Source organism: Thauera sp. WB-2 (assembly GCF_027594845.1).
GTDB classification, from domain to species: Bacteria; Pseudomonadota; Gammaproteobacteria; order Burkholderiales; family Rhodocyclaceae; genus Thauera; species Thauera mechernichensis.
In genome coordinates, this window is sequence record NZ_CP088935.1 from 2,037,029 (window position 1) to 2,055,947 (window position 18,919).

The 18,919-nt window shown below is 69.9% G+C and carries 16 protein-coding genes; 13 read left to right on the forward strand and 3 right to left on the reverse strand.

Features of this window, described 5'->3' with window-relative positions:
- From cobN to cobJ, 8 genes are all read left to right on the forward strand, one after another.
- Positions 1 to 3,771 carry a cobaltochelatase subunit CobN gene (gene cobN / locus LQF09_RS09290; protein WP_270069771.1) on the forward strand — a complete coding sequence of 1,257 codons (3,771 nt, stop codon included), beginning with the start codon at positions 1 to 3 and terminating at the stop codon, positions 3,769 to 3,771.
- A complete protein-coding gene (locus LQF09_RS09295) occupies positions 3,768 to 4,787 on the forward strand; it encodes an ATP-binding protein (protein WP_270069772.1) in 1,020 nt (339 codons plus the stop codon). The genes cobN and LQF09_RS09295 overlap by 4 nt, the downstream gene beginning before the upstream one ends.
- Before the next feature lie 167 nt (positions 4,788 to 4,954).
- Positions 4,955 to 5,452, forward strand: a complete 498-nt coding sequence (locus LQF09_RS09300) for a vWA domain-containing protein (RefSeq protein ID WP_270069773.1) — start codon at positions 4,955 to 4,957, stop codon at positions 5,450 to 5,452.
- Between the two features lie 42 nt (positions 5,453 to 5,494).
- Positions 5,495 to 6,175 carry an energy-coupling factor ABC transporter permease gene (locus tag LQF09_RS09305; protein ID WP_002938641.1) on the forward strand — a complete coding sequence of 227 codons (681 nt, stop codon included), beginning with the start codon at positions 5,495 to 5,497 and terminating at the stop codon, positions 6,173 to 6,175.
- Between the two features lie 73 nt (positions 6,176 to 6,248).
- A complete protein-coding gene (locus tag LQF09_RS09310) occupies positions 6,249 to 7,484 on the forward strand; it encodes a cobalamin biosynthesis protein CobG (RefSeq protein ID WP_270069774.1) in 1,236 nt (411 codons plus the stop codon).
- Positions 7,484 to 8,113, forward strand: coding sequence for a precorrin-8X methylmutase (locus LQF09_RS09315; protein ID WP_002938645.1), 630 nt, complete (start codon positions 7,484 to 7,486; stop codon positions 8,111 to 8,113). The genes LQF09_RS09310 and LQF09_RS09315 overlap by 1 nt, the downstream gene beginning before the upstream one ends.
- Positions 8,114 to 8,115: 2 nt before the next feature.
- Positions 8,116 to 8,913, forward strand: a complete 798-nt coding sequence (gene cobI, locus LQF09_RS09320; protein WP_002938647.1) for a precorrin-2 C(20)-methyltransferase — start codon at positions 8,116 to 8,118, stop codon at positions 8,911 to 8,913.
- Positions 8,910 to 9,671, forward strand: coding sequence for a precorrin-3B C(17)-methyltransferase (cobJ, locus tag LQF09_RS09325; RefSeq protein ID WP_270069775.1), 762 nt, complete (start codon positions 8,910 to 8,912; stop codon positions 9,669 to 9,671). Before cobI ends, cobJ begins: the two co-directional genes overlap by 4 nt.
- On the opposite strand, the gene LQF09_RS09330 is transcribed toward cobJ, so the two are convergent.
- On the reverse strand, positions 9,635 to 10,444 hold the full coding sequence (locus LQF09_RS09330) for a cobalt-precorrin-6A reductase (protein WP_270069776.1): 810 nt from the start codon (positions 10,442 to 10,444) through the stop codon (positions 9,635 to 9,637). The genes cobJ and LQF09_RS09330 overlap by 37 nt on opposite strands.
- Between LQF09_RS09330 and cbiE the strand changes: the two genes are divergently transcribed.
- From cbiE to LQF09_RS09355, 5 genes are all read left to right on the forward strand, one after another.
- Positions 10,443 to 11,663, forward strand: a complete 1,221-nt coding sequence (gene cbiE, locus LQF09_RS09335) for a precorrin-6y C5,15-methyltransferase (decarboxylating) subunit CbiE (RefSeq protein ID WP_270069777.1) — start codon at positions 10,443 to 10,445, stop codon at positions 11,661 to 11,663. The two genes, LQF09_RS09330 and cbiE, sit on opposite strands and share 2 nt — an antisense overlap.
- Positions 11,660 to 12,046 (forward strand): cobalamin biosynthesis protein, encoded by a 387-nt coding sequence (locus LQF09_RS09340; protein WP_270069778.1) that lies wholly within the window; start codon positions 11,660 to 11,662, stop codon positions 12,044 to 12,046. The genes cbiE and LQF09_RS09340 overlap by 4 nt, the downstream gene beginning before the upstream one ends.
- Entirely contained in the window at positions 12,043 to 12,867 is an 825-nt protein-coding gene (gene cobM / locus LQF09_RS09345; RefSeq protein WP_002927859.1) for a precorrin-4 C(11)-methyltransferase, read from the forward strand. The genes LQF09_RS09340 and cobM overlap by 4 nt, the downstream gene beginning before the upstream one ends.
- Positions 12,854 to 13,639 (forward strand): precorrin-6A synthase (deacetylating), encoded by a 786-nt coding sequence (cobF, locus tag LQF09_RS09350; protein WP_270069779.1) that lies wholly within the window; start codon positions 12,854 to 12,856, stop codon positions 13,637 to 13,639. Before cobM ends, cobF begins: the two co-directional genes overlap by 14 nt.
- Before the next feature lie 196 nt (positions 13,640 to 13,835).
- On the forward strand, positions 13,836 to 14,936 hold the full coding sequence (locus LQF09_RS09355) for an MBL fold metallo-hydrolase (protein ID WP_157354507.1): 1,101 nt from the start codon (positions 13,836 to 13,838) through the stop codon (positions 14,934 to 14,936).
- 80 nt (positions 14,937 to 15,016) lie between these two features.
- Here LQF09_RS09355 and LQF09_RS09360 read toward each other — a convergent pair whose 3' ends face one another.
- Together LQF09_RS09360 and trmA are read right to left on the reverse strand one after the other, a co-directional pair.
- The gene (locus tag LQF09_RS09360; RefSeq protein WP_002927868.1) at positions 15,017 to 17,809 is read right to left on the reverse strand and encodes an AAA family ATPase; all 2,793 of its coding nucleotides are present in this window, start codon (positions 17,807 to 17,809) and stop codon (positions 15,017 to 15,019) included.
- Positions 17,810 to 17,830: 21 nt separating this feature from the next.
- Positions 17,831 to 18,919, reverse strand: coding sequence for a tRNA (uridine(54)-C5)-methyltransferase TrmA (gene trmA / locus LQF09_RS09365; RefSeq protein WP_270069780.1), 1,089 nt, complete (start codon positions 18,917 to 18,919; stop codon positions 17,831 to 17,833).

Here is an 18,919-nt window from a genome sequence, read left to right on the forward strand (position 1 = left end):
ATGCACCTGCTGGCGGCACAGGCCGGAGGCTTCGTGGAGGACGACTCGGTGGTCACGCGCATCGCGCAGGACCCGGCTGACATCGTCATCCTCAGCGCTGCCGACACAACCCTGGCCCTGCTCGCCGCGGCCTGCCCCGGGGAGGGGTTCCCGAGCGTGCGCCTGGCCAACCTCCTGCATCTGCGTCAGCCTGCGTCGGTGGACCTCTACCTCGACGAGGTGCTGCAGCATGCGCGGGTGGTCGTCATCGACCATCTCGGCGGTGAGAGCTACTGGCCCTACGGCACCGAGCAGGTTGGCCAGGTGTGCCGGGCACATGGCATCGCGCTGGTGATGTTCTCGGGCGACGCGACCGAGGACACCAACCTGCTCATGAAGGGCAGTGTCGACGTCGAGCTTGCACGCACGCTATGGCGCTACCTGCGCGAGGGCGGGCCGGCGAATGCGCGCAATTTCTATCGTTTCATCGGTGCGCAGTTCTTTGGCCTGGATGATGTGCCCGAACCGCCGCGCCCCTTGCCCGCGGTGGCGGTCTTCCATCCTGCGCACGATTTCGGAGAGCTCGCGCACTGGCAGGCCGACTGGGAGAACGGTGCACCCTGCGTGCCCGTGCTGTTCTACCGTGCCCATCTGCAGGCCGGCAACACCGCCGCCTTCGCCGCCTTGTGCGCCGCCTTGCAGGCGCGCGGCATGAATCCGCTGCCGCTCGCCGTAACCTCGCTCAAGGATCCGCAGTGCATCGACAGCCTGCGTGCGCTGGCGATCGAGCAGGGCGCAGCGCTCATCCTCAACACCACCGCGTTCTCGCGCGCCGCGCTCGACGAGCCCGGCGACCATGCGCTTGCGGGCGACGTGCCGGTACTGCAATTGGTGCTCTCCGGCGGCAACGAGGCACTATGGCGCGCCGACCCCCACGGGCTGGCGCCGCGCGACATCGCCATGCACATCGCCATGCCCGAGGTCGACGGCCGCATCATCACGCGTGCGGTCAGCTTCAAGGGGCTCGACCACCGCTGCGAGGCGACGCAGAGCGACGTCGTGCAGTACCGCCCCGAGCCCGGGCGCATGGATTTCGTGGCCGAACTGGCGCAGCGCTGGTGCCGGTTGCGCACCCTGGCCAACGCTGACAAGCGCCTTGCCCTCATCCTCGCCAACTACCCGGTGCGCGACGGCCGGCTGGGCAACGGCGTCGGCCTCGATACCCCGGCCTCGGTGCTCGCCATTCTCGATCGCCTGCAGGCCGAGGGCTACGCGGTGTCCGACCGTCCTGCCGACGGCGAGGCGCTGATGGCGCAGCTGCGCGCGGGCATCACCAACGACCCCGACAACTGGACGCTGCGACCGGCGCAGCAGAGCCTGGCGCTGGCCGACTACCTGAGCTTCCTCAAGTGCCTGCCGGCGGCCTGCCGTGAGGCCATCGTCCAGCGCTGGGGGGCGCCCGAAACCGACCCGATGCTGCGTCAAGGGCGCTTCCTGATCGCCGGCCTGCGCTGCGGCCAGGTCTTCGTTGGCATCCAGCCCGCGCGCGGTTACCAGCTCGACCCGATGGCGAGCTACCACGATCCCGACCTCGTGCCGCCGCATCATTACCTTGCCTTCTACCTGTGGCTGCGCGCGCACTGGCGCTGCGATGCCATCGTGCACGTGGGCAAGCACGGCAACCTGGAATGGCTGCCGGGCAAGAGCGTTGCGCTGTCCGAGACGTGCTGGCCGGATCTGGTGTTCGGGCCGATGCCGCACCTGTATCCCTTCATCGTCAATGATCCGGGTGAGGGCACTCAGGCCAAGCGCCGTGCGCAGGCGGTCATCATCGACCACCTGATGCCGCCGCTGACGCGTGCCGAGAGCTACGGCCCGACGCGCGACCTCGAGCGCATGGTCGACGAGTACTACGAGGCGGTCATGCTCGACCGCAGCCGCGCCGACCTGCTGCGCCGCCAGATCCTCGACCACATCCTGCGCCACGACTTGCACCGCGACCTCGGCCTGGCCGCGCCGGCCACGACCGAGGACGAGCAACTGCTGCTCAACCGCACCGACGCCTACCTGTGCGAACTCAAGGAGGCGCAGATCCGCGACGGCCTGCACGTGTTCGGCCAATCGCCCACCGGCCGCCTTCGCCGCGACACGCTGCTCGCCCTGGCACGCCATCCCGCTGGCGACGGGCAGGGCGCGCGCCAGGGGCTGACGCGCGCGCTCGCCGCCGATCTCGAACTCGGTACGGGCTTTGATCCGCTCGATGCCGACTGGGCCGCAGCCTGGGAGGGGCCGCGCCCGGCGGCGCTGGCGCAAGTGGATGCAGGCGCATGGCGCACCACCGGCGATACGCGCGAACGTCTCGAATTGCTGGCCTTGCAGGTGCTCGATCACGGCCTGCCCGCTGCAGACGACATGGCCTGGCCGGCGACGCGTGCCGTGCTTGCGCGCATCGACGCCGAGCTCAAGCCGCGTCTCGATGCCTGCGGCGAGCAGGAGCTGTACCAGCTCATGCGCGGCCTGTGCGGGCGCTTCGTGCCGGCCGGGCCGAGCGGGGCACCGACCCGCGGCCGGCCCGACGTGTTGCCCACCGGGCGAAACTTCTATTCGGTCGATACCCGCGCCGTACCCACCCAGACAAGCTGGACCCTGGGCCTGCGCTCGGCCGAGCGCCTGGTCGAGCGCCATGTGCAGGAGCATGGCGATTTCCCGCGTGCCATCGGGCTGTCGGTGTGGGGCACGGCAACCATGCGCACCGGTGGTGACGACATTGCCCAGGCCTTCGCCCTCATCGGCGTGCGTCCGAAATGGGCCGACGGCAGCCATCGCGTGAGCGACTTCGAGATCCTGCCGATGTCGCTGTTCGACCGCCCGCGCATCGACGTCACGCTGCGCGTGTCGGGCTTCTTCCGCGACGCCTTTGCCAACGTCATCCGCCTGTTCGATGCCGCGGTGCAGGCGGTCGCCGCGCTCGACGAACCCGCCGATGTGAACCCGATCCGCGCCCGCATCCAGGGCGAGGCGAGCGCGCTCGAGGGGCGCGGTTTTGCCTCCGCCGAGGCTCGCCGTCAGGCTGGTCACCGTGTCTTCGGTGCCAAGCCCGGGGCCTATGGTGCGGGACTTCAGGGCCTGATCGAAGGCCGTAACTGGGATAGCGATGCCGACCTGGCCGCCGCCTACCTCACCTGGGGTGGGCACGCCTACGGCCAGGACGACTATGGCACCCCCGCAAGCGACAGCTTTGCGAAGCGGCTGGCCGGAATCGACCTGGTCATGCAGAACCAGGACAACCGCGAGCATGACCTGCTCGATTCCGATGACTACTACCAGTTCCAGGGCGGCATGAGCGCGGCGGTACGCCACCTCTCGGGCAAGCAGCCGGCACTGTACTTCGGCGACCACAGCAACCCCGGCTCGCCGGCGATCCGCTCGCTTGCCGAGGAGATCAGCCGCGTCGTGCGCAGTCGCGCGACCAACCCGAAGTGGATCGAGGGCGTGATGCGCCACGGCTACAAGGGCGCGTTCGAGATGGCGGCGACGGTGGACTTTCTGTTTGCCTTCGATGCCACCGCGCGTGTCGTCCGCGACGACCAGTACGCCCGTGTCACCGACGCCTATCTGGAGGATGCCGCTGCCCGCGACTTCCTCCAGCGCCACAACCCCGAGGCGCTCGCCGGCATCTGCGAGCGCCTGCTCGAAGCCATGGACCGAGGCCTGTGGCAGTCGCCCGGCGACTACCGTGGGCGTGTCGAGCAGCACTTGCTCGCTGCCGAACAGCGTGTGGAGGAACGATGAGCCCTGGTGCCAGCGTCGGCCTGCCGCCGGCCTTTCCCTTCGTCGCCCTGCATGGCCAGTCTGCGCTGCAGACGGCCTTGCTGCTGTCTACAGTCGATCCGCTGATCGGCGGCGTGCTGGTGGAGGGGCCGCGCGGCACCGCCAAGTCGACCGCCGCACGCGCGCTGGCAGCCCTGCTGCCGGGCGGGCGCTTCGTCAATCTGCCACTGTCGGCCAGTGAGGAACAGCTGGTGGGTACGCTCGACCTCGAGGCTGCCCTCAAGGCCGGTGACGTACGCTTCCGTCCCGGCCTGCTGGCGCGCGCACACGAGGGCGTGCTCTATGTAGACGAGGTCAATCTGCTCGCCGACGGTTTGGTGGATCTGCTGCTCGACGTGTGCGCGAGCGGCATCAATCACGTCGAGCGCGACGGCATCAGCCACGTGCATCCGGCGCGCATCACGCTCGTTGGCACGATGAACCCGGAGGAGGGCGAGCTGAGGCCGCAACTGCTCGACCGCTTCGGCCTCTTCGTGCGTATCGGCAACGCCCTGGCGCCGGCTGCGCGCGAGGCCATCGTGCGTGCCCGCCTCGCCTTCGACGCCGATCCGGCGGGCTTCGTCGCCAGCCACGACGAAGCCCAGCGCATGCTCGGCGCACGTATCGTCGCGGCGCGTGCCGCGCTGTCGGCCATCGGCTTCGACGACCAGACCCATGCTGCCGTGGCGGCACGCTGCCATGCCGCGGCAGTGGAGGGGGTCCGCGCCGACCTGGTGATGTTGCGTGCGGCCCGCGCCCACGCCGCGCTCGAGGGTCGCACGCGCATCGAGGTCGCCGATGTCGATGCGGTCGCCGAACTGGTGCTCGCCCACCGACGCCAGGACGACGCCGAGCGCGCAGCACAGCCGCCGGCGCCTGCACCGGCCACTGATCAGCCGCCGCCCGCCAGCGGCGAGGACTGGGGGGTGCTGCCTGCGCAGGACGTACCCATTGCTGCAGTCAAGAACGTGAGGCCGCTCAATGCAAAAAAGCCCTGACGCGTCTCGCAGCGCCCGGCAAGGGGGCTGCGGGACGCGCGCCGAACGCGCCGCGGCGTGCACGCGGGTGGCGCGTTGCCGGTGGCCGCATCGACTGGCCGCGCAGCCTTGCCGCCAAGGGGGTCGGCGCGCTCGAGCCTGCCCACCTGCGTCGTCGACCGCGCCCCGTGGGCAGCGCGTGCCTGCACTGCCTGGTGCTCGATTGCTCGGGCTCGATGCTGAAGGGGCGCCGTCTGGCGCTCGCCAAGGGTTTGCTGCTGGCGTGGACCGCTCAGCTCTACCGGCGGCGCGAGTCGCTCGCTGTGATCGGCTTCTCGGGCACTGCGGCGCGCGTGCTGCAGCCGCCGCGCAAGGCGGTCGCCTTCAACACGCGCTGGATCGCGCCCGTCGCCGGCGGCGGTGGCTCACCCGCCGCTTCGGCGGTGGTGCTCGCCGATCGCATGCTCGCCAGGCGTCGGGGCGCACAGGCAGGCGAGACAGTCCATCTCTGGCTGCTGTCGGACGTGCGTTTTGCCAGCCTGCCGCCGCGCCCGCTACATGCCACGCACTGCAGCGTCATCGATTTCGACGAGGGGCCGTTCGCCCTCGGTCGTGCGCGCCAGCTCGCGCAGCTTTGGGGTGCGGAGCATCTGTCCGCATCCGCTTTCGCGTCGGCCCTCGGCTGACGTTTCGTTCCACCACCCGTGCCTGAATCAGGAGAAAACATCATGCATATCGAACCGGGTATCGTCGAGGGCAGCAAGATCCTGCTCAGTTATGGCACCGCTGCGGCGGCCATCGGTTTTGCCGGCAAGCTCGTCGTGGATGCCGTCAAGCGCGACGGGGCAGCGGCAATCATGCTGCGCGCCGTGCTTGCCACCGCCCTGGTCTTCGCCTTCTTCGAGATCCTGCCCACGCAGGAAGTCGGCGTTTCCGAGGTCCACCTCATCCTTGGCTCTACGCTGCTGCTGCTCTTCGGCGCGGCGCCCACGGCGATCGGCCTGGCGCTCGGGCTACTCGCCCAGGGGCTGTTCTTCGCTCCCGACGACCTGCCGCAGTACACGATGAACGTCACCACCTTGCTGGTGCCGCTGTTTGCCATCGCTGCGCTCGCACGCCGCATCATCCCAGCGAACACGCCCTACGTGGACCTGAGCTATGGCCAGGTGTTCAGGCTGTCGCTGGCCTACCAGGGCGGCATCGTCGCCTGGGTGGCGTTCTGGGCGCTCTATGGCCAGGGCGTGGGCGCGGACAACCTGAGCAATGTGTTCAGCTTTGGTGCTGCCTACATGCTGGTGGTCGTGCTCGAGCCGCTCGTTGACCTTGGCGTGCTCGCCGCGGCGAAGGCGCTTCATCAGCTCAAGGGCAGCATGGCTGTCGACAAGCGCCTGTACGAAGGCGCGCGCTGAGCTCGGGCACAGCCTCCGGCGGCGTGACGATTCGGCGCTGGAGGCGTGCCGCCTCTGAACTGGCAGACTGAAGATGACAGATAACGCGACCGCGCTGGCAGGAGCCCGCGTCGGGACGATGGCTGCGCCGCGCGTGCAGGGCTGGTGCCCGGGCGCGCTGCGGCCGATGATGTCGGGCGATGGCCTGGTACTGCGGCTGCGTCCGCGGCTCGCCCGCTTCACCCGCGACCAGATCCTGGGCATCTGCGCGGCAGCTCGCAGGCATGGCGCCGGCCTGGTTGACCTTACCAGCCGCGCCAACCTGCAGGTACGCGGCGTGCCCGAAGCGGCCTGGCCTCAGCTGCTCGACGCCTTCGGCGAGCTCGGCCTGCTCGACGCCGATGCTCGCCTGGAGGGGCGGCGGAACCTGCTGGTGGCGCCCGATTGGGTGGCGGGCGACGACACCGAGCGCCTTGCCATCGAGTTGGCGGGGCGCCTGGATGAACTCCCCGACCTGCCGGCCAAGGTCGGCTTCGTGATCGATGCCGGCGACGCGCCCCGGCTGCTCGGCGACCCGGGCGACTTCCGCATCGAGCGTGGCGAACAGGGTGGCTTGATCCTGCGCGCCGCAGGGAGGGTGCAAGGCGTTGAGGTCACTGCCGATGCGGCGGTTGACGCACTTATCGCCCTCACTAACTGGTTCGCGGCAAGTGGCGGCGCTGCCGCCGGGCGCATGGTACGCCACCGGGCACCCCTGCCAGCCTGGGCCTGCGGAGCGCTGTTGCCTGCTGCTGCGGCAGCCCGCCTTGCCCCGGGCGCGCATCCGCTGGGGTGGGTATGCAGCCTGCCGTTCGGCCAGGCCGATGCGGCTGCGCTGGCCGATGCCGTGGTCGCGAGCGGCGCCAAGGCCGTGCGGATCACGCCTTGGCGGCAGCTGCTGCTCGAGGCGGCCCGGTCCGGTGTTTCTCACAAGCTCGACAGCGCCTGTACCGACAGCGACGCGTTGGCGGCAGCCGGCTGGCAGGTCGAAGCCTGCGCAGGCGCGCCGTATTGCGTGCAGGCGGGCGTCGACACCCGCGCGCTCGCGCTGCGCCTGGCGGCAGCAGCTGCGCAGGGTGGCCTGTCTCTGCCTGCGGCACTGGCGGATGCGCCGCGCCTGATCCACGTCTCCGGCTGCGCCAAGGGGTGCGCACACGCGGGCCCTGCAGCCATCTGCCTGACCGGTCGCGGCACGGCCTTCGATCTTGCCTTCGATGCCCGTCCGGGCGAGCCCGTGCACGCGGCGGGGCTGAGCCCGGCTGCCGTGCTCGAGCGTCTTGGAGTTCATTGATGCCCCATGTATTCGAAACCGACGGTGCGGCGATCTACCGCCAGTCCTTCGCCATGATCCGCGCCGAGGCCGAGCTCGGCCGGTTCGATGCCGATGAGGAGCCGGTGGCCGTGCGCATGATCCACGCTGCGGGCATGGTCGGGCTCGCGCCGTTCATCGAGTTCTCGCCCGGCTTCGCCGTCCGTGCGCGGGCCGCACTCGCCGCCGGAGCACCGATCCTGTGCGATGCGCGCATGGTGTCGGAGGGCATCACCCGTGCGCGCCTGCCGGCGGACAACGTCGTGCTGTGCACGCTGTCCGATCCGGCCGTGGCCGGCATGGCGCAGGCCATGAGAACAACCCGCTCGGCCGCTGCGCTGGAGTTGTGGCGGCCTCATCTGGAAGGCGCCGTGGTGGCCATCGGTAACGCGCCCACCGCGCTCTTCCATCTGCTCAACATGCTCGAGGACACCGCCTGCCCGCGCCCGGCGGCCATCATCGGCTGTCCGGTCGGCTTCGTCGGCGCGGTCGAGTCCAAGGATGCGCTGTGGGATGCACTGCCAGTGCCGAGCTGCATCGTGCGTGGCCGGCTGGGCGGCAGCGCGATCACCGTCGCGGCCGTCAATGCGCTCGCGAGTCGCAAGGAATGACAATGTTGAAGATCACCCCTTCCGTGATGGAACGCGTGCCGGCCGACACCCTGGGCGGCGCGCAGGCTGCGGCCACCGCGCTAGGCACCATCCATGGCGTTGGCCTCGGGCCTGGTGCGCAGGACCTGCTGAGCGTCCGCGCCGACCGTCTCGTGCGCGGCACTCGGCATGTAGCGTATTTCCGCAAGGCCGGGCGTGCCGGGCGTGCGCGGCGCATCGTCGAGGGTATGCTGCGTGACGACGTGGTCGAGTTTGCGATGGAGTACCCGGTCACCACCGAGATCCCCTTCAGCGACCCGCGCTACAACGCCTTGCTCGCCGAGTTCTACGCGGCATGCATCGAGCGCCTGCACGCCATTGCCCGCAGCGGCGAGGACGTGGTCGTGCTGTGCGAAGGCGATCCCTTCTTCTACGGCTCCTTCATGCACCTGTACGCACGTCTGCAGGGCGTGGTGCCGGTGCGCGTGGTGCCGGGCATCACCGGCATGTCGGGGGCATGGACGGTGAGTGGCACGCCGATCACCTGGGGCGACGACATGCTCACCGTGCTGATGGCCACGCTGCCGGAGGAGGATCTCGCGCGCCGTATCCGCGACACCGATGCGCTCGCGGTGATGAAGGTCGGACGCAACCTGCCCAAGCTGCGCCGCGCAGTGGCTGCGGCCGGGCGCGAGGACGAGGCCTGGCTGGTCGAGTACGCGACCATGCCCGAGGAGCGCGTGACGCGCCTGCGCGACGCCAGCGATGCCACGCCGTATTTCTCGATCCTGCTCATCCACGGCCAGGGGCGGCGTCCATGAGCGGCTGGCTGGCAATCGCCGGGCTCGGCCCGGGCGGGCAGGCGCTGGTGACACCGCAGGTGGCCGCCGCCCTCGAGGCCGCCAGCGACGTGGTGGGCTACTTCCCCTATGTGGAGCGGGTGCCGGTGCGCGCCGGCCAGGCCCGCCATGCCTCGGACAATCGCGAGGAGCTGGCGCGCGCCCGGCACGCGCTGGCCTTGGCCGCATCCGGTCGTGGGGTGGTGGTCGTGTCCTCGGGCGACCCTGGCGTGTTCGCCATGGCGTCCGCGGTGTGCGAGGCGCTCGAGCATGGGCCGGCCGCCTGGGGCGATGTCGAGGTACAGGTGCTGCCCGGCATCACTGCGATGCTGGCTGCCAGTGCGCGTGCTGGCGCCCCGCTTGGGCATGACTTCTGCGCCATCAACCTGTCCGACAACCTCAAGCCGTGGACGCTGATCGAGCGCCGCCTGCGCCTTGCGGTCGAGGCCGACTTTGCCATCGCGCTCTACAACCCGCGCTCGCGGTCGAGGCCCGAGGGCTTCGCGCGCACGCTCGCGGTGTTGCGCGAGGTGTGCACGGACGATCGCCTGATTCTCTTCGCGCGCGCGGTGAGCACACCGGACGAGCACCTCGAGGTGGTCCCGCTCGGCGCTGCGCACGCCGAGATGGCCGACATGCGCACCGTGGTGATCATCGGCTCCAGCCTGACGCGGCTGCTGCAGCGTCCGGCCGGCGCCTTGCTCTACACCCCGCGCGCCACCCCGAGGGTAGCGCCGTGACCCAGCCAGGCGAGTACCGCGTCCACCTCGTGCACCTCTGCGCGCGCGGGCAGGATGGGGCGCTGCACCATCAGCACCGGCACGCCGAGTTGGCGCGCCGCAGCGAGCTTGGCGCTCGCGCCCTCGCCGCCGGCGTTCTTGCTGACGACGAGTTCGATACGGTGGCGCTGCAGCAGCGCGAGGTCGCCGGCGACATCGAAGGGACCGCGGTCGACCACCACGTGGTGGTCGGGCAGCGGGATCGGTGCGGCCGGCGGGTCGACCAGGCGCAGCACGTAATGATGCTGGGGCTGCGCGGCGAATTCGGCCAGGTGCATGCGGCCGAGCGCGAGCAGCACCCGGCGGGGTGCACCGCCAAGCGCAGCGACGGCGGACGGCATGTCGGCGACCGTTTGCCAGCGGTCTCCAGCCTGCGCGGTCCATGCCGGGCGGGTGAGGACGATCAGCGGCACGCCCGCCTGGCGGGCTGCAACGATCGCATTGGCGCTCATGCGCGCGGCGAAGGGGTGGGTGGCGTCAATGAGATGGGTGATGCGTTCGTCCGCCAGGTAGCGCACCAGGCCGGCGACGCCACCGAAGCCGCCGACGCGCGTCGGCAAGGGCTGCGGGCGGGGCGTCTGCACGCGCCCGGCGTAGCTGTAGCAGGCCCGTATGCCGCTTGCGGCAAGCGCTTGAGCGAGCGCGCCGGCCTCGGTGGTACCGCCGAGGACAAGGACATTGGGAGCGTGCTTGGGGGAGACTCTGGGGAGGGGCTTGTGGTGGAGATCGGGCATGGATGAATCGCGCAGCCCTGCGTGGCTGACCATCGTCGGAGTCGGCGAGGATGGCATGGCGGGGCTGGCCGAGGCAAGCCGCGCTGCGCTCGCCGGTGCCGAGTTCGTGATCGGGGCGCAGCGCCATCTCGGCCTCGTGCCCGCGGTCGCCAGCCCCGATGCCGAACGCATCGAGTGGCCGGTGCCGTTTGCTGACGGCATCGAGCGGCTGCTCGCGCTGCGTGGCCGGCGGGTGGTGATGCTGGCCTCGGGCGACCCCTTCTGCCTGGGTGGCGGCAGCGTGGTTGCGCGCCATCTCGCCGTTGGCGAGTGGACCGCGCTGCCTGCGCCCTCGGTGTTCAGCCTTGCTGCGGCTCGCCTGGGCTGGCCGTTGGAGCGCACCGTCTGCGTGGGCCTGCATGCGGCGCCGCTCGGCCGGCTGCGCGCGCAGTTGGCGCCGAGGCTGCGCATGCTCGTCACCCTGCGCGATGGCGCGGCCGTCGCCAGCCTGGCGCACTGGCTGGTGGCGCAAGGCTTTGGTGCCAGCACGCTGCATGTGCTCGAAGCCCTCGGCGGCGTGCGTGAGCGCACGCGTACCACCCTTGCCGCAGGCTACGCATTCGCCGATGTGGCGCATCCCGTGGTGGTGGGCATCGAGGCCGCGGCCGAGGCGCACGCTGTGGTGCCGCGCGCGTGCGGCCTGCCTGATGGCTTGTTCGAGCATGACGGCCAGATCACCAAGCGGCCGATGCGCGCGCTCACCCTGTCGGCCTTGGCGCCGCGGCCCGGCGAGCATTTGTGGGACATCGGCACCGGGTCGGGATCGATCGCGATCGAGTGGCTGCTTGCCCACCCTGCGAATGCGGCCACAGCCTTCGAGGCCGACCCGCGGCGTGCGCAGCGCGCGCGCAGCAATGCATGCGCGCTTGGCGTCGACTGCCTGCAGGTCATCGAGGGGCGCGCGCCGGCCGTGCTCGATGGCCAGCCCTTGCCCGATGCCGTATTCGTTGGCGGCGGGCTGTCGGCGGCGTTGCTCGAGGCCTTGTGGGCCAGGCTACGGCCGGGCACGCGCGTGGTCTGCAACGCGGTGACCCTGGAGTCGGAGGCCTTGCTCGCACAGTGGCAGGCTGTCCATGGCGGTACGCTGCTGCGCATCGAGCTGGCCGAGGCGGCGGCGCTCGGCAGTCGCCGGGGCTGGAAGTCGGCCTACCCGGTCGTGCAGTGGAGCACCTGCCGATGATCGTCGCTGGCTTCGGCTGCCGGGCAGGGGCGTCTGCTGCCGCCTTGCAGGCCGCGCTCGACGCGGCACTGGTCACGGTGCGTGCACGCTGCCCCGGTCTGCCGGGCCCCGATGTGCTGGCGGCGCCGCTCGACCGCCTTGCCATGCTCGAGCCGCTGGCTGATGCGCTCGGGGCCCGACTCGTCGGTGTCGATGAAGTTGCCTTGCGCGGGCAGCATACTCCGACGCGCTCGCTTCGCATCCTCGCCGTACGCGGCTGTGGCAGTGTCGCCGAGGCCGCGGCGCTGGCCACGGCCGGACCGCTATCGCGCTTGCTTGTCGCGCGGCACATTTCCCCCGACCGCAGCGCCACATGTGCGCTCGCCCAAGGATCCCAGACATGACCATTCACTTCATCGGCGCCGGACCCGGCGCCCCCGACCTGCTTACCCTGCGCGGACGCGACCTCATTGCCGCATGTCCGGTCTGCCTGTACGCCGGCTCGCTGATTCCCGAGGCCGTGCTCGGCCATTGCCCGCCGGGCGCGCGCATCATCAATACCGCCCCGCTGTCGCTCGACGACATCGTGGCCGAGATGCAGGCCGCGCATGCGCGCGGGCAGGACGTTGCCCGCCTGCATTCTGGCGATCTGTCGGTGTGGTCGGCGATGGGCGAGCAGTTGCGCAGGCTGCGTGCGCTCGGCATCCCGTACACGGTGACGCCAGGCGTGCCTTCGTTTGCGGCTGCGGCTGCCAGCCTGGGGACCGAGCTGACCCTGCCGGGGATTGCGCAGTCGGTCGTGCTCACGCGCACGCCCGGGCGCGCGAGCGCGATGCCGGCCAGCGAGAGCCTTGGCCATTTCGCCGCCACCGGCGCCACGCTGGCCATCCACCTCTCGATCCACAACCTGGCGGGGGTCGTCGCCAGCTTGCTGCCGCACTACGGCCCGGCCTGCCCGGTGGCGGTGGTGTGGCGGGCGAGCTGGCCGGAGCAGCGTATCGTGCGTGCGACGCTGGAGAGCATCGCTGCTGCCGTGGATGAGGGCATGGAGCGTACCGCGCTGATCCTGGTCGGCCCCGCGCTGGCAGCCGAGGGCTTCGACGAGAGCCGGCTGTACGCGCCGGACTACGAACGCCGCTTCCGGCCGCAGTCGGCGCTTGCCAACAGCCCGACGGCAGCGCCGGCGGATGAAGGCCGGGGCGAGAGGCAGCATGCGGGCTGTTGAGGACGTTGACGCGGCGCTCGAGCTGCAGCTGGTCGGCATCGGGACCGGCAATCCGGCACACCTGACACTGGCGGCGATCGAGGCGCTCAACCAGGCCGCGTTGATCCTGCTGCCGCGCAAGGGCGAGGACAAGCTCGAACTGCTCGACCTGCGTCGCCATATCTGCGCCCGCGTGCTCGACGGGCCGGTGCGGATCGTCGAGTTCGACCTGCCGCAGCGCGCTGCAGACGGCGATTACCTGGCAGCGGTGGCGGACTGGCACGAGGCGATCGCCGCAGAGTGGCTGCGTCAGATCGATGTGCACCTGCCAACCGGCGGCGGCAAGGTGGCGCTGCTGGTATGGGGCGACCCCTCGCTCTACGACAGCACGCTGCGCATCGCCGCTCACGTGCAGCACGAGCGCCCGCTGCACGTGTCGGTGGTGCCCGGCATCACCAGCCTTCAGGTGCTCACCGCGGCGCATCGTATCCCGCTCAATGACGTCGCTGCCCCGGTCATGATCACAACCGGCCGCCGCCTGCGCGAACAGGGCTGGCCGGTCGGCGTCGATACCGTGGCGGTGATGCTCGATGGCAACTGTGCCTTCACGACCCTGGAGGGCGCTGGCATCGAGATCTGGTGGGGTGCCTACGTCGGCATGGCGCAGCAGGCCCTGGTCGCGGGCCCGCTCGGCGAGGTCGCGGACCAGATCGTGCGCCTGCGTGCGCAGCTGCGCGCCCGCCACGGCTGGATCATGGATATTTACCTGCTGCGCCGCCGCAGCCGGGGCTGAGCGCCCAGCCTTCGGCACGCCGGTGCTGTGTGGGAGGCTTGCTTCTTTCGACTTCGCGGGAACGAGTGGGCTCGTGGCGAATGGGGAGCCCAGACATCGGCGCCGACTACGGCCCGGTTGCCGTCTGTCGTGTCCCCAAATAGATGGAGACTGGGTTACGCTTCCAATCCCGCCAGGATATGCAAAGGAGCTAAGAATGGTCTTACCCCCCTCCGCAACACGGCACGGCAGTACGCCGCGGCCTCAACACCTCTTCCTCGCCCGCGCAGCGGCACCGGCGCGGTCGCAACGCGGTACCTTGGCCCGCGCGGCAGCCAGCATCGCACTCGGCGTCGCCTTGTTCGCAGCTGCGCCGCTGAGCGGCGTTCCGCTTGGCGGGGCGAGCGCTCTTGCCGCGCCTCCAGCCCAGATCAAGACACAGGTGCCCGGCTACTATCGCCTTGGGCTTGGCAGCTTCGAAGTCACCGCCTTGTACGACGGCTTCGTCGATCTGCATGTCGGATTGCTCAAGGGCATGGGGGTCGAGCAGATCCAGTCCTTGCTGGCGCGCATGTTCCTTGAACACACTGACGGCGTGCAGACGGCCGTCAACGCTTACCTGGTGCATACCGGCGAGCGTCTGATCCTGGTCGATGCAGGTTCGGCGGCCTGCTTCGGTCCCACCCTGGGACAGGTCGTCGCCAACATACGTGCCGCCGGTTACGCCCCGGAGGCGGTGGATACCGTCCTGCTTACCCACCTCCATCCCGACCATGTGTGTGGCCTGCTGAGTGCCGATGGCAGCGTCGCCTTCCCGAATGCGACCGTGTGGGCTGCACAGGAGGATGTCGACTACTGGCTGAGCGAAGCCGTCGCGGAGGCGGCGCCGGAGGGCAACCGACCATTCTTTACCATGGCACGACAGGCGGTCGAGCCTTACCAGGCCGCTGGTCGCTTTCGTAGCTTTGGGCGGAATGACGCGCTGTTGCCGGGTGTGACGGTGATACCGACCCCCGGGCATACGCCGGGGCATACCTCGTACCTATTCGATTCGGGCGGTCAGAAGCTGCTGGTGTGGGGCGACGTCGTGCACAGCCACTCGGTGCAGTTCCGCCATCCGGAAGTGGCGCTGGAGTTCGACACCGACCAGGACGCGGCGATCAGTACCCGGCGTGCGGTGTTTGCCCGAGCGGTCGAAGAGGGCTGGCGCATTGCCGGGGCGCATCTGCCATTCCCGGGGTTGGGGCGTATGCGCGCGGAGGCCGAAGGGTTCGCCTGGGTGCCGGCGGAGTTCGGGCCGATCCGCGATACGCGCTGAGCACATCCAGCAGAGCTCCCCGCTATGAGGGCTGCTCTGCTGGCTTCGGGTTTGGGCGACCGGGCAGTAAGGGAGGCTCCTTAGTTTACTGCGCGCTGCAGGATTCCGATCGGCGGCGCCCAGTCGCTCGCCGGCTGTTTCTTGCGCGTCACCAGCGTGAGCTGCGCGGGTGCGAACACGTTGGCGTTGTGGGTCACCGGCGTCGTGATCAGGTACTGCGCACGGGTGGCACGCAGGAAGGTGCCGACGCGGTCGATGTTGGCGACGTCCAGATGCGCGAAGGGTTCGTCGATGAACACGAAGCCGCCAGGGCGCGCTTCGTCCATGAGCAGGCCGATGAGCAGGATCAGCGACTTCATGACCTGCTGGCCACCCGAGGCCTCGCCGTCGTTGAGGCCCACTGCGCCCTTGCGGTCGAAGTCGAAACGCACCTCCAGGCCGGCCTGGGCGAGCGAGAGGTCGTCGTTTTCCAGGTGCGGCGTGGGGCAGTCGACGTTGACGTTGGCGAGTTCGCCGAGCGCCTTCAGGTTCTTCGCGTACTGGCGCACCGTGGCGCGCAGTTTGGCGATGTAGGCGGCGCGCGCATTGTCGGTGTGCAGGCGTGCGGTGGTGCAGTAGCCCTGGCGGTTGAGGTAGTCGCGCTCGCGCAGTGCGACGTCGGCGCCTAGGCGGTCGCGCACGACCAGTACGGCAGGGTCGGTGATCCAGTCGCCTTCGTCGAGGTGGCGGCGCAGGCGATCGAGCTGGAGTCGCGCGCCGCGTGCGTCGCCGTACTTGTCGGCAAGCAGGGCGAGTTCGTTGGGCTCCAACCAGTGTGCGGCCATACCGTGCCGGCGGTGGCGCAGCTTGACGATGCGCTCGGCCTGGGCGTGGCGGCGCGGGCCGTGCTCGCGGGCGATGTCCGCCAGGCGCAGATCGACTGCCTTGAGCTCGCGGGTGCGGCGTTCGAGCTCGATCTGGATGCCGTTGAGCTTGTCCGAGAGACGGTCCATCTCGCCGCGTGTGTCGCTGCGTGCGGCGATGGCTTCGGTGAGCGCCTTGCGTGCGGCAGGCAGCTCGGCCTCGGCGCTGGCGTAGGCCTCGCTGCGTGCGGCGAGCAGTTGTGCCGACTGCAGGCCGAGCAGGCCCTGGCGGATGGTGGTGAGGCGCGCGGCGGCGGCGTCGAGCTTGGGGCGCAGGGCCTGGAGCTGTTTGTCGAGCGCGCTGATTTCGTCCTGCAGCGCGGCGATGCGCGACTGGCGGGCGAGCTCGCCGAAGTGGAACTCCTGCGGCCGGCCGAGATGGCGGGCGCCGCGGCGCTCGCGGTGGTAGCCGTCGCGGGTGATCCATTCCTGCTCGCGCGGCAGGTCGCGTGCCGCCTCGGCATTGTCGACGCGGCGGATGCGGTTGAGCAGATCGGTGAGCCAGCGCGGCACCGCGGCGCTGAATTCGACCACTTCGGCCAAGCTCATGCCGCGCGGCGGTGGTGCGTGCTCGCGTTCGGCGACGATGAAGTGGCGGAAGCGTTCGCGCTCGCCGATCGCCCAGGCGGCATGGCGGTCGCCTTCGCGCTCGAGCAGGATGAGGTGGCGGTATGGACGCAGGATGGCTTCGAGCGCAGCCTGCCAGGCCGGGTCGGTCACTTCGACCACTTCGGCGAGGCTGCGATGGGCGATGCCTTCGGCTGTCAGCTTGACGCGGAAGCGCGCGACCTCGGCGTCGCCCGGCGGGCCGGCGCGGTTGCGCTCGCCGCGCAGGGTGTCGGTCTTGTCCTCGAAGGCGGCGAGCAGTTCGCGTTCCTTGCGGCGCAGGCCGGCGAGCGCGGCGTCGGCGTCCTCGTGCTCCTTCTCGAGCGCGAGCGCGTCGGCGCCATGCTCGCTGGCGAGCTGGGCGCGCAGCACGTCGCGCTCGGCGAGCAGTTTCTCCAGGTCGCGCACGCGGTCGTGGGCGGCGAGATAGTGCTGCTCGGATGCGCTGTCCGCCTCCCTGAGGCGCTTGCGCTCGGCCTGCACGGCTTCCTGCTCGGACCGCACCAGTTCGAGGCGCTGGCGCGATTCGCGCTGCTCGACGAGCTTCTCGGCGCGCTCGCGGCCAACGCGCTGCAGGGCTTCGCGTTCGCTGGCGATCTCGCGCTCGAGTTCGGCAATCTCGAGTCGGGGGACGATCTCGGCTTCCAGCGCCTGCACTTCGTCGGCGAGCTGCTTCCATTCCAGGAAGCGGTTGGCCTCTGCCTTTTTCTCCTCAGCCTGGGTCTTGAGTCGGTCGAGGTCGATGCCGAGCTCGTCGAGTTCGCGTTCGGCCGACTTCTGCTCCTCGCGTGCGGCCTGGTAGTTGTCCAGCACCTCCTTGTCGCCGAAGACGTCGAAGACGAGCTCCAGCAACGCCTTGGGCGAGTATTCGCACAGCTTGTCGGTGTCGCCCTGTTCGAGCGCCAGCACCTTGGTGATGGCCGGTGTCAGGCCGCCCCAGGCCAGCCGGTTCTGGTAGTCGCGCAGGCCGACCCAGTCATTGGTCTGTTCGAGCGCCTCGATGGGCACGTTGCCATCGACGATCGTGTAGTCGCGGATCCATTCGCCGCCAGCCTTGCGGATGCGGCAGGCGAGCGTGACCTCGTCGGCCAGGCAGGGAAAGAAGGGGCGCTTGCCGCTGTGGCCGGGCTGGTTTGCGACCACGGCGCGGATCCAGGCGAAGCTGCGGTCGGCGCGGCGCACATAGCGGCGGAAGTCGCGCTTGCCCGAGCAGCGCAGTGCGAACAGGGTGCGCAGGGCGTCGAGCAGCGTGGTCTTGCCCGAGCCGTTGGGGCCGACGATGGTGATGATCTGGGCGTCCAGCGGCAGGGTGAAGCGCCGCCAGAAGTCCCAGTGGACGAGCTCGAGGGTCTTGATGTGGAACATGGGCCTGGGTCGCGGTGAGGTTCAGCGCCGCTGCAGCAGCAGCCCGCACTCGAGGTGGTGGGTGTAGGGGAACTGGTCGAATGCCGCCGCCGCCGCGATGCGGTGGGTGGCGGCGAGCGCAGCCACGTTGGCGCGCAGCGTCTCGGGGTTGCAGGAGATGTAGAGGATGCTGTCGAAACGCTTCGCCAGCGCGATCGTGCCGTCATCGAGGCCGGCACGCGGCGGGTCGACGAAAAGGGTGGAGAAGCGGTAGCCGGCGAGATCGACGCCCTGCATGCGGCGGTATTCGCGGCCACCGGCCAGCGCGTCGCTGATCTCCTCGCTCGCCATGCGCACCATGGTGACGTTGCCGATGTCATTGTCGGCGAGGTTGGTGTGGGCGGCGCGCACCGAAGTCTTGCTCATCTCGGTGGCGAGCACGCGGTCGAACAGCGGCGCCAGCGCCACGGTGAAGTTGCCGTTGCCGCAGTACAGTTCGAGCAGGTCGCCACCCAGGCCCCTGGCCTGCGCACGCGCCCATGACAGCATGTGCTGGTTAACCCCAGCGTTCGGCTGGGTGAAGCTGCCCTCGAACTGCTGGTAGCGCAGGCGCAGGCCGTCGACAACGAGCGCTTCCTGAACCCAGTCGCGCTCGAGCACGATCTTCTGCTTGCGGCTGCGGCCGATCACCTGAATGCCCAGCGCGGCGGCGAGCGTGCGCGCAGCGGCCTCCCAGGCCTCGTCGAGCGGACGGTGATAGACAAGGCTCACCAGGCATTCACCGCTCAGGGTGGCGAGGAACTCGACCTGGAAGATCTTGCGGCGCAAGGCCTCGCTGGCCTGGATGGCGTCGCGCAGGCGCGGCATGAGGCCGGCGATGGGTTCGGCGGCAGCAGGAAAGCTGTCGATCAGGATGGGCTGCTTAGGATCGGCGCTGTCGAACATCGCATAGTCGATGCGGCCGTCGTGGTGCCACAGGCGGAATTCGGCACGCAGGCGATAGTGCAGCGGCGCTGAGCGGAAGACGGTGGGTTCGGGCAGTGCAAACTCGGCGAAGTCGGCGCTGTAGCGCGCGAGCTTGGCGGCGAGCTGCGCTTCGTAGTGCGCGGGGTCGATGACGGGCAGGGGCAT